The sequence below is a fragment of the Celeribacter litoreus genome, from assembly GCF_020165855.1.
In the GTDB taxonomy this organism is placed as follows: domain Bacteria; phylum Pseudomonadota; class Alphaproteobacteria; order Rhodobacterales; family Rhodobacteraceae; genus Celeribacter; species Celeribacter litoreus.
On record NZ_JAIUFY010000005.1, the window covers coordinates 971,084 to 985,431 of the forward strand.

Sequence of the window (14,348 nt, forward strand, 5' to 3'; positions counted from 1 at the left end):
ACCTAATTTCGGGGAATATTTAGGATGAGCTTTGAGTTGGACGCGACAAACCGGAAGATTCTCGACGCGCTCGTGCGTAACGCGCGGATTCCTGTGACGGAACTTTCAAAAGAGGTCGGGCTGTCGAAAACGCCGGTCGCCTACCGGATCAAGCAGATGGAAGATGCAGGGCTGATCACCGGCTATCGTGCAATCCTGTCGCCGTTGAAACTCGGCCTCACCAACGTCACCTATGTCGAGATTACGGTGTCTGATACACGCCAAAAGGCGCTCGAGGAGTTCAATGCCGCGATCCGGAAAGTTCCCGAAGTTGAAGAGTGTTACATGATTGCGGGCGGGTTTGATTATCAAGTCAAGCTCCGGTCACGGAGCATGGCGCATTATCGGCAGATTATGGCAGAGAAAATCTCGACCTTGCCCTACGTTACGTCTACGACAAGCTACGTCGCCATGGAGGCCATTATCGAGCAGAGCTGGGTCAATCTCTGACCCAACCTGTGCGGCAATGTCCTGCCATATCTGGGGGTTTGCGCGAAGAATATTGATTTTTTGCGCGCGAAAAGAAAATAATGGCCTCAAGTGAAGGTTGGGCTTGGGGTGGCTCGGCTCCGTCCGCGCGGGTGAGTTTCAATGAGGGAGCGGGTATGTCTGACATCAAAATTAGAAATATGGATGAATTCGCTGCTGTCAGCGGTTTGTCCCGTCCGACGGTGTCGAAATACTTCAACGACCCAGAAAGCGTCCGTCCCCGCACGCGCGAACGGATTGAGGCGGCGCTGGAGCGCTATGACTACACGCCCAACTTTTTCGCGGTAAATCAGAACCGCAACGTGACAAAAAATATCGGCATCGTCGTGCCGAACCTGTCCGACCCGTTCTTCGCAGAGGTGTCGCGCGGTATCGGGGATCTTGTCGCCGAGGCCGGGTATCGTCCTGTTTTGCTCGGGTCACGTGGTGATCCGGAGCAGGAAATCGACAACCTTGAAAACCTGCGTCTGATCAAGCCTGCGGGCGTTTTGATGGCCCCTCTTGGACGTGTTTCGGATGTCGAGAAGCTCAAGAAGTTCTGTGAAGATGTGCCGACCGTCCTGTTTGATAGCAATATAGATGGGGTCGGGGAGGCTTTCGTTGGATCGAATAACCATACATCTATCGCATTGATTGTAGAGTATTTGTGCCGGACTGGTGAACCTCCGTGTTTCTTTGAAATGCGCACGCCCGCCAACCCGAACGCGCATAAGCGTCGCGCGGCCTATATCGAGACGATGGAGCGGCTTGGCCATAAGCCTCATGTTCTACAGGCTGAAGGCGAGGGCTGGGATTTCGAGGCGATTGGCTTTGAGGCGGCGAGTGAATTGTTTGCGGGGCGCAAGCTTCCGACGAATACGATCTTGTGTAGCAACGACCGTCTCGCGATCGGTGTTTTGTCTGCGGCCTATCAGGCGGGCCTGCGTGTCGGGCACGGGGCCGGGTGCGCTTTGCGGATTGCTGGTCATGATGATCATCCGTTCTCGCGTTATACCTGTCCGACGCTCACGACGGTGTCCCAGGATTACGCCGCGATTTCGGAGAATAGCGTGCAGCGTCTCCTTGCGATGATCGAATCGGGAATCCGTCCTACTGCCCGAGAGGTGATGTATCTGGATGGTCGCCTCGAAATGCGTGGCTCAGCGTGAGCGCTAACTTATCTCTTTGAGTTGTCTTAAATTTTTCGCCCGACCCCTTGAAAGTTTACGCGCGTAAAAAGTAATATTGACGCGAACCATTATTTGTCGCTAGGCTGTTCTCACCAATTACACATCCAAAAACCAGGGAGGAGAGGATGTCTATGAAGAACGCACTTCGTGCGGCGACTGCGCTTGCGCTCGTTACGGGGGCAGCTCAGGCTGATACCATCACCATCGCAACAGTGAACAACGGGGACATGATCCGCATGCAGGGTCTGACCGAGGACTTCACTGCAAAAACCGGCCATGAGGTCGAGTGGGTGACTCTCGAAGAAAACGTCCTGCGTCAGCGCGTGACGACCGACATCACCACCAAAGGTGGCCAGTTCGACATTATGACCATCGGCATGTACGAAACCCCGATTTGGGGTGCGAACGGCTGGCTCGTGCCGCTCGATGATCTGTCCGCCGAATACGACGTCGACGACATTCTGCCCGCCATGCGCGGCGGTCTGTCCCACGACGGCACGCTCTATGCGGCACCGTTCTACGGCGAAAGCTCCATGATCATGTATCGCACCGACCTGTTCGAAGCTGCTGGGGTCGAAATGCCGGATAGCCCGACGTGGGAATTCATTCGCGATGCCGCTGCAAAGATCACGGATCGTGACAACGAAATCTACGGCATCTGTTTGCGCGGCAAGGCCGGTTGGGGTGAGGGTGGTGCATTCATCACCGCGATGTCCAACTCCTTCGGCGCACGCTGGTTCGACGAAGACTGGAACGCCCAGTTTGATACGGCAGCTTGGAATGACACGCTGACGTTCTTTAATGACATGATGCAGGAATCCGGCCCCGCTGGTTTCTCCACCAACGGTTTCAACGAAAACCTGTCGCTCTTCCAGCAAGGCAAGTGTGGCATGTGGATCGACGCGACCGTGGCTGCGTCCTTCGTGACCAACCCGAACGACTCCGAAGTCGCTGACAAAGTCGGCTTTGCCCTCGCGCCGCACAAAGACGGCATCGAGAAAAACGGCAACTGGCTCTGGGCGTGGGCGCTCGGTATTCCGGCAGGTACGCAGAACGTCGATGCTGCCAAGCAGTTCATCGAATGGGCGACCTCGAAAGACTACATCGAGCTCGTTGCCTCCAAAGAAGGTTGGGCAAACGTGCCTCCGGGAGCGCGCACCTCGCTCTACGAGAACCCGAACTATATGGAAGTTCCGTTTGCCAAGATGACTCTGGACTCGATCCTGTCGGCTGACCCGAACAACCCGACCGTTGATCCGGTTCCGTATGTCGGTGTTCAGTTTGCCGCAATCCCGGAGTTTGCAGGCATCGCGACCGAAGTCAGCCAAGAGTTCTCCGCTGTCTACGCCGGTCAGCAGTCCGTTGAGGAAGCTCTGGAAAAAGCCCAGGCGATCACAACCGACGCTATGGAAGCCGCTGGCTACTAAGCAACCTCCCAACGCGAAGGGCGGTTATCCGACCGCCCTTCGTTGTTCAGGGGCACCCTATCGACTGTTTCATCCGACCAGAGGCGGCCCGACCGTCCGTAGGAAAAGGTGTTTCCAATGGCTACCCAACATTCCCGATCCGCCGCGCGTCTCATGATGGCGCCCGCAGTTATCCTCCTCCTTGGATGGATGCTCGTCCCGCTCACCATGACGCTGATCTTCTCGTTCAAGAAATACCTGCCGCTGCGTGGCGGGGATCTTGGATGGGTCGGTTTCGAAAACTACGCCCGATTTGTGTCCTCTAGCGCCTTCTGGCCCGCGGTTTCCGCGACGCTGATTATCGTCGGTGGCGTGCTCGTGATCACCCTCGTGTTCGGTGTTCTGCTTGCGATCCTTCTGGATCAGCCGATGTGGGGGCAGGGGATTGTCCGTATCCTCGTCATCGCGCCGTTCTTCGTCATGCCGACGGTGTCCGCGCTCGTGTGGAAGAACATCTTCATGGATCCTGTGAACGGTCTGTTTGCACACCTCTGGAAATTCTTTGGCGCAGAGCCGCTCGAATGGCTCAGTCAGGCGTCGCTTCAGTCGATCATCTTGATCGTGAGCTGGCAGTGGCTCCCCTTTGCAACCCTTATTCTTCTGACCGCGATCCAGTCGCTCGACAGTGAGCAACTCGAGGCGGCGGAGATGGACGGTGCCCCTGTGCTCAAGCGCTTCTGGTTCATCGTTCTGCCGCACCTGAGCCGCGCAATGACTGTGGTTCTGCTCATCCAAACGATCTTCCTCTTGGGGATTTTCGCAGAGATTTTCGTGACCACCCAAGGCGCCTTCGGCACCCGCACGCTGACTTATCTCATCTATCAGCGCGTGCTCGAAAGCCAGAACGTCGGTCTCGGCTCCGCCGGTGGTGTCTACGCCATCATCCTCGCCAATATCGTTGCCATCTTCCTGATGCGCATTGTCGGCAAAAACCTGGACGCTTGAGGGGAAAGACACATGGCACGATCTGTTACAAACCAACGCAAAGCGCTCAATACAGCCCTCGCATGGGCTGTGGGCCTCCTGATCTTCTTTCCGATCCTCTGGACGATCCTCACGAGCTTCAAGACCGAGGCGCAGGCCATCGCGAGCCCGCCGATCTTTCTGAACTTCGACTGGACGCTCGAAAACTACGCCGTCGTGCAGGAGCGCTCCAACTACATGCGCTTCCTCTGGAACTCGGTCATCATTGCGGGCGGCTCCACGCTCCTCGGTGTGATCATCGCGGTGCCCGCCGCATGGTCGATGGCCTTCGTGCCCTCGCGGCGGACCAAAGACATCCTGATGTGGATGCTCTCGACCAAGATGCTTCCTGCCGTGGGCGTGCTCTACCCGATCTACCTGATCTTCATCCGCCTCGGCATCCTCGATACCCGTATCGGTCTGGTCGTCGTGATCATGCTGATCAACCTGCCGATCATCGTCTGGATGCTCTACACCTACTTCAAGGAAATCCCCGGTGAAATCCTCGAAGCGGCGCGGATGGACGGTGCTACGCTCAAGGAAGAGATCATTTATGTGCTCACGCCGATGGCTGTGCCCGGGATCGCATCCACCATCCTGCTCAACATCATTCTTGCGTGGAACGAAGCCTTCTGGACCCTCAACCTGACGGCGGCAAAAGCAGCCCCTCTGACGGCCTTCATCGCCAGCTATTCGAGCCCCGAAGGCCTCTTCTACGCGAAACTCTCGGCGGCCTCCACGATGGCCATCGCTCCAATCCTCATCCTCGGCTGGTTCAGCCAGAAACAACTCGTGCGCGGACTGACGTTCGGCGCAGTGAAGTAAACCAGCGAATTAAGGACAAGACACATGGGACGTATCACCCTCGACAAAGTCACCAAGCGCTTCGGCGACGTAGAAGTCATCCCGCCGCTGGATCTCACCATTGATGATGGCGAATTCACGGTCTTCGTTGGCCCTTCCGGCTGCGGTAAATCCACGCTTCTGCGCCTGATTGCGGGTCTCGAAGATGTCAGTTCCGGCCAGATCCGGATCGACCGTGAGGACGCCACGAATGTGCCACCCGCAAAACGCGGTTTGGCGATGGTGTTCCAGAGCTACGCGCTCTACCCCCACATGTCCGTGCGCAAAAACATCGCGTTCCCGCTGCGGATGGCGAAAATGGATCAGGCCGAGATCAACAAGCGTGTTGAAGGCGCGGCTGCGGTTTTGAACCTCACGGACTACCTCGACCGGCGCCCCGGTCAGCTCTCCGGTGGTCAGCGTCAGCGTGTCGCAATCGGCCGTGCGATCGTCCGTGAACCTGCGGCGTTCCTCTTTGATGAGCCGCTGTCGAACCTCGACGCGGCGCTGCGTGTGGGGATGCGTCTCGAAATCTCCGAGCTGCACAAACGCCTTGAGACCACGATGATCTACGTGACGCACGATCAGGTCGAAGCCATGACCATGGCGGACAAGATCGTTGTGCTCCGCAAAGGCAATATCGAACAGGTCGGCTCTCCGCTCGAACTCTACCAAACGCCGCGCAACACCTTTGTGGCGGGTTTCATCGGTAGTCCGAAAATGAACCTGATCGAGGGCCCCGAGGCTGCGAAGTATGACGCGCATACGATTGGCATCCGTCCGGAGCATATCAAAGCGTCTGCCGAGGCCGGTGCATGGGAAGGACGCGTGGGTGTGTCCGAGCACCTCGGCTCCGACACTTTCCTACATATCCATGACACGGGATTGGGTGAGGCCATCACCGTCCGGATGAACGGCGAAGTGGATTTCAAATACGGCGATCGCATCTTCCTCACTCCGCGTGCCGACGTCATCCACCGGTTCGACGACCAAGGTCTCCGGATCGCCTGATCTTTTCCCGCGCGACGCTTCGGTGCGCGCGGATTTCGAACTGTTCGCCGCCCGTCACCCAACGAACGGGCGCGGCACCAGAGCATCGAACATGCTGCATCTCAAAGGACGACCGCGATGAAACTGTGCAACGCGACATTGGATCAATTGCCCGAGGGCGTAGAGCGCCCGCGTTACGACCGGAGCCATCTCACGCCCGGGATCGTTCACATCGGATTGGGCAATTTTCACCGAGCGCACCAGAGCTGGTATCTCCATCGTTTGATGCAGCAGGGGCTTGCCCATGATTGGGCCATCATCGGCGCTGGCGTGCGCCCCTATGATGCGGCCATGCGTGAAAAACTCATCGCTCAGGACTGCATGACCACCCTTATTGAGCTGGACCCGAGCGGTTCGTCGGTGGAGGTCGTTGGTTCCATGATCGACTATTTGCCGATCGAGGAGGGCAATGGCGCTCTGATCGAACGTATGGCGCAGCCGGACATCCGCATCGTCGCGCTGACCGTGACCGAGGGCGGGTATTTCATTGATCCCGCGACCAAAGGGTTCGACGCCAGCCATCCTGATATTGTGCATGATGCGGAGAACATGTTCACGCCGCGCACTGCGTTCGGGGCCATTGTTGCGGCTCTTAAACTGCGCCGTGATCGTGGCGTGGGTCCGTTCACCGGTCAGTGTTGTGACAACCTCCAAAACAATGGCGCAATTTTGCGTCAGACCGTCGTGTCGCTCGCGCGACTGTCCGATCCGGAGCTTGCCGACTGGATCGAAGAGAACTGCAGCTTCCCGAACGCGATGGTCGACTGCATCGTGCCCGCGACGGGGGAGAAGGAACTCAAGCTTGCCGCCGAGACAGGCATCGAAGACCTCGTGCCCGTCACACACGAGAACTTCCGCCAGTGGGTCATCGAAGATGATTTCTGCGCGGGACGTCCGGACTGGGACAAAGCGGGCGCGACGTTCTCCGACGATGTGCACAGCTACGAGACGATGAAAATTCGCATTCTCAACGGCGGGCATCAAGTGATCTCCGACCCGGGTGAAATCCTGTCCGTGGCGCATATTTCCGAGTGCATGGCGCATGAGAAAATCGCGGCGTTGTTCCGGAAGGTCGAGACCGAAGAGATTGTGCCGCATGTCCACGCCGTGCCTGGTATGACGCCCGAGGACTATGTGGCCTTGATCGAGCGCCGGTTCTCCAACCCGATGATCGTCGACACGACCCGCCGCGTGGCGTTTGATGGGTCGTCCCGTCACTCCGGCTTTCTCATCCCGTCGATCCGCGAGGGCCTTGCCAAAGGCACGCCGATTGAAGGACTCGCCCTCGTGGAAGCGTCTTGGGCGCGAATGTGTGAGGGCGCGCGGGAGGACGGTACCGAGATTTTGCCGAATGATCCGTTCTGGGATCTGCTCACCGAGACCGCGAAACGCGCCAAAGACGATCCGTCTGCATGGCTCGGCATGACGCAGTTCTATGGCGATCTCGGGCAGGAGCCACGCTTTGCAGAAGCGTTCGACAAGTATCTGCGCCTGATTTGGGCCGAGGGCATGGCGGCGGCTATCGACGCATACGTCGCCAGTTAACCAACAAAACCTCCAGTCGGCGGTGGTCGTTCCTTCATCGCCAACAAGAAACGGGCCTCTCGATTGAGAGGCCCGTTTTATGTGTCGCAATAGTAGCGGCTCAGTTGAGCCGCTCACCTGTGTCAGGTGCAAAGTAGGAGACTTTCGAGAGATCGAACGCCAGCTTGAGCGCCTCGCCCGGATGCGCGGAGGTCTCCGCGTGTAGACGCGCCGTGACGTTTCTCCCGCCGAGGTGCGAGACGACATAGGTGTCTGCGCCTGCGTGCTCGACCATATCGACTAGGCATTCTGCCTCTTGCACATCCTCACCCGCGCGGAAGCCTGCCTCAGCGATGTCCTCGGGACGCACGCCAATAATCACATTTTCCGGCAGGCTCTCGGTGTGGTGGTCGTGCAGGGTGATAATCTCGCCACCGGCGCGCTCGATCTCGATGAGCATGCCTGTCCCGTTCCGCTTGGTTTTCGCGGGGATGAGGTTCATCGCAGGGCTGCCCATGAAGTCGGCCACAAACAGGTTGGCCGGACGGTTGTAGATCTCCGACGGGCTCCCGATCTGTTGCACGATGCCGCCTTTGAGCACGACGATCTTGGTTGCGAGAGTCATCGCCTCGATCTGGTCGTGGGTCACATAGACCATGGTGGCGCCGAGGTTGTGGTGCAGCTTCTTGATCTCTGCCCGCATCTCCACGCGCAGTTTCGCATCGAGGTTCGAGAGCGGCTCGTCGAAGAGGAACAGTTTCGGATCACGGACGAGCGCACGTCCCATCGCCACGCGCTGCCGCTGACCACCGGAGAGCTGACCGGGACGGCGGTTCAGGTAGTCGGTGATCTGGAGCTGATGGGCGACCTCCTTGAGTTTGCGGTCCTGTGTCTCCTGATCGACCCCGCGCACTTTCATGCCGAAGGTGATGTTCTTCGCCACCGACATGGTCGGGTAAAGGGCGTAGGACTGGAAGACCATCGCGATGTCGCGGTCTTTGGGGCTGACATGCGTCATGTCCTTGCCGCCGATTGCGATGGAACCGGAGGTGATCGGCTCCAAACCCGCAATGCAGTTCAGCAGCGTGGATTTACCGCAGCCCGAAGGACCGACGAGGACGAGAAAATCACCCGGCTCGATGGCGACGTTGATGTCTTTGAGGATCTCAACGGTGCCGTAGCTTTTATAGAGGTTTTTGATATCGAGGATCGGTGCCATGAGACTTATCCTTTGACAGACCCGGCGGTGAGACCGCGGATGAAGTATTTGCCAGCGACGACATAAACGAGGAGGGTCGGGAGCGCGGCGATGATCGCTGCGGCCATGTCCACGTTGTATTCTTTGACGCCGGTGGTGGAGTTGACGATGTTGTTGAGCGCAACCGTGACTGGTTGTGTGCCCGCCTGACTGAACGAAACGCCGAAGAGGAAGTCGTTCCAGATCTGCGTGAACTGCCAGATGATGGTCACAACGATGATCGGCAGGGAAAGCGGCAGGAAGATCGACCAGAAGATCCGGAAGAAGCCCGCGCCATCCACTTTCGCCGCTTTCACCAGTTCTGCGGGGATCGTGACGTAGTAGTTGCGGAAGAACAGTGTCGTGAAGCCGAGGCCGTAGATCACGTGCACGAAGATCAGTCCGGGAATGGTGCCAGCGATCCCGAGGAGGCCGAGCATGCGTGCCATCGGTAGCAGGACGACCTGGAACGGGATGAAGCATCCAAAGAGCAAAAGCGAGAAGACGAAGTTCGCGCCTTTGAATTTCCACTGGGCAATCACGTAGCCGTTCATCGCGCCGAGGATCGTGGAGATCGCGACGGCGGGGATGGCGAGGATCACGGAGTTCCAGAAGTATGGGCGCAGGCCCTCACATTGGATGCCGGTGCAGGCGCCGGACCACGCGGTGCGCCACGCTTCGAACGTAACCTCGCGGGGCAGGGCAACGAGCGATCCTGTGCGGATTTCTTCAAGGCTTTTCAAAGATGTGGTCAACATCACGAAGAGCGGCATGAGATAAAAGAGCGCAAAGAGCCCGAGGATGAGAAAGAGCCCCCAACGCAGGACGATGACGCCCGGGCTGCGGCTGTTTGTGTGAAGGGCCGTATCAGTCATGTTTCGCCCTCAATTCGGAGTAAAGGTAAGGCACGATGATCGCAAAGACGACGGCCATCATGACCATGGCGGAAGAGGCCGCCTGTCCGATGTCGCCACGCGAGAAGGCCATCGCGTACATGTAGGTTGCGGGTAGATCGGTCGCATAGCCCGGTCCGCCACCAGTGAGTGCGATGACGAGGTCGAAGCTTTTGATGGCGAGGTGGGCGAGCACGATGAACGCCGACAGGAACACGGGGGCCATCGACGGAATGATGATCGCCGTATAGATGCGCCAGTTCGGGATGCCATCGACTTGTGCGGCTTTGATGATCTCGCCATCGACGGAGCGCAGACCCGCGAGGAAGAGTGCCATCACAAAGCCGGAGCTTTGCCAGACGCCTGCGATAACGACAGCGTAGATGGCGCGATCAGGGTTGATCACCCAATCAAAGGTGAAGTTCTCAAAGCCCCAGTCCTGAACCATTTTTTGCAGGCCGAGACCCGGGTTCATGATCCATTTCCACGCGGTGCCCGTCACGATCATCGAGAGGGCCATCGGGTAGAGGTAGATCGTGCGCAGAGCGCCTTCGACCCGGATTTTCTGATCGAGCAGGATGGCGAGCATAAGCCCGAGAACCATCGCGGTGGTGATGAAGAGACCGCCGAAAATCCACAGGTTTGTCAGCGCGGTGTCCCAACGGGGCGAGTCAAACAGTCGCTCGTATTGGATCAGGCCGACGATGTCGTATTTCGGCAGGAGTTTGGATCTTGTGAGCGAGACCCAGCCTGTCCAGGCAATGAAGCCGTAGACGAAGACGAGGATCGCAATGAAAGAGGGCGCGAGGACCATCTTTGGTATGTGACGTTCAAGCCATTCGGTCATTGTTCTTATCCCTGAATGGGGTGACATGATGACTGCCGCGTCCGATGGGGCGGCGCATAAGTAAACGAACCCCGCAACCTGAAAAGGCCGCGGGGTTCGCTGGGGGGATTACATGGAGTTCGCGACAGCGTCGGCCAACATCTGAACAGCGTCTGCAGAGGACATGTCAGAGTTGAAATGCGCCGTGACAACGTCAGTGATCGCGCCCGCTTGTGCACCACGAAGGGCCATGCCATGTGCATAGGACGGCAGCAGAGAGCCATTGTCCGCACTTGCGCTCATATCATCGGAAGACAAATGCGCGCAGCTATCGAAGTCCGCGAGGTCAACGTCGGTGCGGGCCGGAATGGAGCCCTTGTTGAGGTTGAACACTTTCTGGAAGTTCTTGCCGACCGTCAGTTTTGCGAGCAGTTCCTGACCAGCCTTCTTGTCGGCGCCATCCACGTCGAACATGGCAAAGCTGTCCACGTTGTAGAGGAAGCCGTCACCCGGTGTGGAGAGGCAGAGGAAATCGTCACCCGGCACTTTGCCTGCGGCGATGAACTCACCTTTTGCCCAGTCGCCCATGATCTGGAAACCGGCTTCGCCATTGATCACCATGGCGGTGGCGAGGTTCCAGTCACGGCCGGAGAAGTTGTCGTCAACGTAGCCGCGCAGGGTGCGCATCTGGTCGAATACAGCGACCATTCCATCGGATTTCAGTGTGTCCATGTCAAGATCGACAAAGGCTTTGCGGAACCCGTCCGGACCGAGAATGCCGAGGGCGACAGCTTCAAACACCGTTGCGTCCTGCCAGGCCTGACCACCATGCGCGAGCGGGGTGATGCCTGCGGCTTGGAGCTTTTCAGCGGCGGCGTTGAACTCGTCCCATGTGGTCGGCATGGTGATGCCGTTGGCTTCGAGCACGTCGGCGTTGGCCCAGATCCAGTCCACGCGGTGCACGTTCACAGGTGCGGCGCACCAGATGTCGTCGCATTTCATGTGACCTGCGATCGAGGCCGGCAGGACATCTGCCCAGCCTTCGGCTTCGGCCACGGCGGAGATGTCGGCGAGCACGCCTTCTTCATACCATTCCTGAATGGCCGGGCCTTTGAGCTGAACAGCGGTCGGCGCGTTGCCGGAGAGCACGCGGGCACGCAGTGCGGTCATGGCTGCATCGCCGCCACCGCCAGCCACCGGCATGTCGATCCAGGTGCCGCCGTTGTCCGCAAATTCTTGCTGCAGAACAGCCACGGACTTCGCTTCGCCGCCGGATGTCCAGTAATGAAGGACCTCGGCTTGTGGCTCTGCAAATGCTGCAGTTGCACAGGTCAAAGCGATGGCCGACGCGGCCATTTTTACGTAATGTTTCATAGATTTCCTCCCAAAAATCGCAGCCGCCTATGTGGGCGGTACGATCACAAGTGTTGCGCTCGCAGACGGTTGACGCAACACTTGGATGCGGTTGGAAAGGCGCAAATGGTGACAAATTTTGCCGTTTTGTTACCAACTGTTACGAAGGGGCAGAATCCGGAGCAGGAAAGGCATCCGGAAGAGGGGGAGAAGACGTATGGCGATACCACGTTTGCTCGTGGTCGATGATGATCGTGAGGTCCGTGAGATGATGGTGCAGTTTCTGCAGCAGCACGGTTTCATCGCGTTGCCCTGTGACAGTGAGGCGGCCATCCGCGAGCATCTCGCGGCGGGTCGTGTCGATCTGATCTTGCTTGATGTCATGCTGGGTGACGAGAACGGGGTGGAGATTTGCTCCCATCTGCGTTCGGAACAAGATGTGCCGATCATTTTCGTCTCGGCTCTCTCGGCAGATCACCAGCGGATGGCGGGATATGAGGTCGGTGCGGACGACTATATCGCAAAGCCGTTCAATCTCGATTTGCTACTCGCGCGGGTGCGCGCGGTGCTGCATCGGGCGCGGCGCTCGTCCTCGCTCGTCTATCGCCGGTCGGTCTCGACCTATCGCTTTGACGGCTGGACCTATGACGCCAAGCGCGATGATCTCGCCTCGCCCAAGGGATTTCAGGTCGCCCTTTCGCGCAAAGAGACGGCGCTGTTGAAAGTGTTCCTTGCCAATCCACGTATTCCCCTCACCCGCGAGGAAATCGCGGCGGCGCTGGATGTGACAGGAGGAGGGCAAACGGACGAAGGATCGGGTCGCGCGATTGACGTGCTGGTCGGACGACTGCGTGGCAAAATCGAGAATAACCCCAAATCCCCTGATCTGCTGAAAACAGAGCGCGGGGTGGGCTATGTGCTCGCCTGTGATGTCGCTCTTGATGAGGCCGGATAAGGTGGCGGAGTCTGCCGGACCTCTGCTGCACAGAGTGCGGTTGAGCACCTTGGGGCTCGTATTGATCTGTGCGAGTTTCCTGTCGGCGTTTCTGGCCGGATGGCTCTGGTTTTCTTCGGCGCTCAACTGGCAAGCGCATCTGTCAAAGAACTACCTCGCGGGTGTCGCGCTCTATGAGACGATGCGGGTCGGGACCGCAATGCCAGAGGGCATCGTCTTGTCCCCGCTCCCGCCGCGCGATGCGAGCCTCGCGGACGGTGGGGATTTCGGGCAGATCGAGAGCGCCCCAAAACCCGCATTTGTCACAACCGTGTCCTTTCTGGGCAATAGTCCGGACCGTCTCTCGGGGCAGGAACTCAAACTCGGGATCGTATCTCCGGCCCTGCGCTATGCGGTCTCGGATTTGCCATCCACCGAGGGGCAGCCTGTCGCGCTCGCCTTCGGTGCGCTCACACGGTCACTCGCGACTTTCTGTTCCGAGCCTCTGCTCTACGCGCAACTCGGGGATCAACCATGGCTCGAAATTGACGGAACTGCCCTCTGGGGCTGTGAAGCCGCGCCAAGGGATTACAGGCTCTTTGCCATTCTCCTCACTGTCGTCGCGCTCGCCGCGCTTTCGACTTGGGCGCTTGATACTTCCGCACGATTTGAACAGTTCGCGGCAGCCCTTCGCAATCGGCGACGTCTTGGTGGACCGGAGAGCTATAGCGTCGACGGCCCTGCGGAGCTTCAGGAGATCGTTGCGGCGGTCAATATGACCCTTGAGGCGGAGCGCGAGCAGTTGCGTAAACGCGTGATCGTGCTCTCGGGGGTCAGTCATGATCTCGGCACACCGGCAACGCGTCTGAAACTCCGTGCCAATTTGATCTCTGATCCAGACCTTCGTGACAAATTCGTCGGCGATATCGAACAGATGACCGACATGATCGAAAGCGTGCTCACCTATACGCGCGCCGAACTCGCGGCGGAGACGCCGCGCGAGTTGTCGCTCGACAGCCTGCTCGCGGCTATGGTCGATGACTATGAGGACATGGATCACCCCGTGAGTCTCATTCCGATGAAGCCGCGCATGATCGAGGGGAGCGGGTCGCTCTTTTCCTCCAAACGCGGGCAAATGTGGGTGCCGGGGCCGGAGCATGTTGTCGTGACAGCCCGGCCTGTGTCACTCAAGCGTGCAATTGCAAACCTCATCGACAACGCGCTCAAATACGGGCGGCGTGCGTCGGTCGGGTTGGAAACCACCTATGACCGCGTTGTGATCATTGTGGAGGACGAAGGCTCCGACATGTCACCAGAGGACATCGATGCCGTTTTTGCCCCGTTCGAACGTGGGGAAAACGTGGGCACAGTGTCGGGCTTCGGGCTCGGCCTCACCATCGTTGCAACCGTTGCGGAACAGCATGGCGGGCGTCTCTGGTTCGAACAAGGCGCGCATGGTCTTCGCGCCTGCCTCGACATTCCGCGCGGCTGAAAGGTCGAATGCGGCGCGGGGCTGATATGCGGTCGGCTCTTCTCAAAGCTGGCGGCTTGCTCTAGCCTTG

General features: G+C 58.6%; 13 protein-coding genes. 9 read left to right on the forward strand and 4 right to left on the reverse strand.

Annotated features, from left to right (window positions below; genetic code table 11):
• Window positions 1-24: 24 nt before the first annotated feature.
• The 7 genes from LA304_RS06810 (at window position 25) to LA304_RS06840 (ending at window position 7,564) form a co-directional block, all read left to right on the forward strand.
• Window positions 25-489 carry an Lrp/AsnC family transcriptional regulator gene (locus LA304_RS06810; protein ID WP_224502354.1) on the forward strand — a complete coding sequence of 155 codons (465 nt, stop codon included), beginning with the start codon at window positions 25-27 and terminating at the stop codon, window positions 487-489.
• Window positions 490-644: 155 nt separating this feature from the next.
• On the forward strand, window positions 645-1,676 hold the full coding sequence (locus tag LA304_RS06815) for a LacI family DNA-binding transcriptional regulator (protein WP_224502355.1): 1,032 nt from the start codon (window positions 645-647) through the stop codon (window positions 1,674-1,676).
• Between the two features lie 146 nt (window positions 1,677-1,822).
• The gene (locus tag LA304_RS06820; protein WP_224502356.1) at window positions 1,823-3,124 is read left to right on the forward strand and encodes an ABC transporter substrate-binding protein; all 1,302 of its coding nucleotides are present in this window, start codon (window positions 1,823-1,825) and stop codon (window positions 3,122-3,124) included.
• Window positions 3,125-3,241: 117 nt separating this feature from the next.
• A complete protein-coding gene (locus tag LA304_RS06825) occupies window positions 3,242-4,108 on the forward strand; it encodes a carbohydrate ABC transporter permease (protein WP_224502357.1) in 867 nt (288 codons plus the stop codon).
• A gap of 12 nt (window positions 4,109-4,120) precedes the next feature.
• Window positions 4,121-4,951, forward strand: coding sequence for a carbohydrate ABC transporter permease (locus tag LA304_RS06830; RefSeq protein WP_224502358.1), 831 nt, complete (start codon window positions 4,121-4,123; stop codon window positions 4,949-4,951).
• A 24-nt stretch (window positions 4,952-4,975) separates the two neighbouring features.
• The gene (locus LA304_RS06835; protein ID WP_224502359.1) at window positions 4,976-5,980 is read left to right on the forward strand and encodes an ABC transporter ATP-binding protein; all 1,005 of its coding nucleotides are present in this window, start codon (window positions 4,976-4,978) and stop codon (window positions 5,978-5,980) included.
• Window positions 5,981-6,097: 117 nt separating this feature from the next.
• Window positions 6,098-7,564, forward strand: a complete 1,467-nt coding sequence (locus tag LA304_RS06840) for a mannitol dehydrogenase family protein (RefSeq protein ID WP_224502360.1) — start codon at window positions 6,098-6,100, stop codon at window positions 7,562-7,564.
• A gap of 100 nt (window positions 7,565-7,664) precedes the next feature.
• Here the strand turns inward: LA304_RS06840 and LA304_RS06845 are convergent, their stop codons facing one another.
• The 4 genes from LA304_RS06845 to LA304_RS06860 form a co-directional block, all read right to left on the reverse strand.
• Window positions 7,665-8,762: an ABC transporter ATP-binding protein gene (locus LA304_RS06845; protein WP_224502361.1), complete on the reverse strand. Its 1,098-nt coding sequence runs from the start codon at window positions 8,760-8,762 to the stop codon at window positions 7,665-7,667.
• Between the two features lie 5 nt (window positions 8,763-8,767).
• Window positions 8,768-9,655 carry a carbohydrate ABC transporter permease gene (locus LA304_RS06850; RefSeq protein ID WP_224502362.1) on the reverse strand — a complete coding sequence of 296 codons (888 nt, stop codon included), beginning with the start codon at window positions 9,653-9,655 and terminating at the stop codon, window positions 8,768-8,770.
• The gene (locus tag LA304_RS06855) at window positions 9,648-10,520 is read right to left on the reverse strand and encodes a carbohydrate ABC transporter permease (RefSeq protein ID WP_224502363.1); all 873 of its coding nucleotides are present in this window, start codon (window positions 10,518-10,520) and stop codon (window positions 9,648-9,650) included. The genes LA304_RS06850 and LA304_RS06855 overlap by 8 nt, the downstream gene beginning before the upstream one ends.
• A 108-nt stretch (window positions 10,521-10,628) precedes the next feature.
• A complete protein-coding gene (locus LA304_RS06860) occupies window positions 10,629-11,873 on the reverse strand; it encodes an ABC transporter substrate-binding protein (protein ID WP_396022176.1) in 1,245 nt (414 codons plus the stop codon).
• A gap of 196 nt (window positions 11,874-12,069) precedes the next feature.
• Between LA304_RS06860 and LA304_RS06865 the strand changes: the two genes are divergently transcribed.
• Entirely contained in the window at window positions 12,070-12,807 is a 738-nt protein-coding gene (locus tag LA304_RS06865; RefSeq protein WP_224502364.1) for a response regulator transcription factor, read from the forward strand.
• Complete coding sequence (locus LA304_RS06870; RefSeq protein WP_224502365.1) at window positions 12,782-14,278, forward strand: sensor histidine kinase; 1,497 nt, start codon at window positions 12,782-12,784, stop codon at window positions 14,276-14,278. The genes LA304_RS06865 and LA304_RS06870 overlap by 26 nt, the downstream gene beginning before the upstream one ends.
• The last annotated feature ends 70 nt before the right edge of the window (window positions 14,279-14,348 follow it).

Bases quoted from the DNA above. Each gene is read 5' to 3' on its own strand.
- LA304_RS06810 (WP_224502354.1), top strand. From the start codon at position 25: ATGAGCTTTGAGTTGGACGCGACAAACCGGAAGATTCTCGACGCGCTC.
- LA304_RS06815 (WP_224502355.1), top strand. From the start codon at position 645: ATGTCTGACATCAAAATTAGAAATATGGATGAATTCGCTGCTGTCAGC.
- LA304_RS06820 (WP_224502356.1), top strand. From the start codon at position 1,823: ATGTCTATGAAGAACGCACTTCGTGCGGCGACTGCGCTTGCGCTCGTT.
- LA304_RS06825 (WP_224502357.1), top strand. From the start codon at position 3,242: ATGGCTACCCAACATTCCCGATCCGCCGCGCGTCTCATGATGGCGCCC.
- LA304_RS06830 (WP_224502358.1), top strand. From the start codon at position 4,121: ATGGCACGATCTGTTACAAACCAACGCAAAGCGCTCAATACAGCCCTC.
- LA304_RS06835 (WP_224502359.1), top strand. From the start codon at position 4,976: ATGGGACGTATCACCCTCGACAAAGTCACCAAGCGCTTCGGCGACGTA.
- LA304_RS06840 (WP_224502360.1), top strand. From the start codon at position 6,098: ATGAAACTGTGCAACGCGACATTGGATCAATTGCCCGAGGGCGTAGAG.
- LA304_RS06845 (WP_224502361.1), bottom strand. From the start codon at position 8,762: ATGGCACCGATCCTCGATATCAAAAACCTCTATAAAAGCTACGGCACC.
- LA304_RS06850 (WP_224502362.1), bottom strand. From the start codon at position 9,655: ATGACTGATACGGCCCTTCACACAAACAGCCGCAGCCCGGGCGTCATC.
- LA304_RS06855 (WP_224502363.1), bottom strand. From the start codon at position 10,520: ATGACCGAATGGCTTGAACGTCACATACCAAAGATGGTCCTCGCGCCC.
- LA304_RS06860 (WP_396022176.1), bottom strand. From the start codon at position 11,873: ATGAAACATTACGTAAAAATGGCCGCGTCGGCCATCGCTTTGACCTGT.
- LA304_RS06865 (WP_224502364.1), top strand. From the start codon at position 12,070: ATGGCGATACCACGTTTGCTCGTGGTCGATGATGATCGTGAGGTCCGT.
- LA304_RS06870 (WP_224502365.1), top strand. From the start codon at position 12,782: ATGTCGCTCTTGATGAGGCCGGATAAGGTGGCGGAGTCTGCCGGACCT.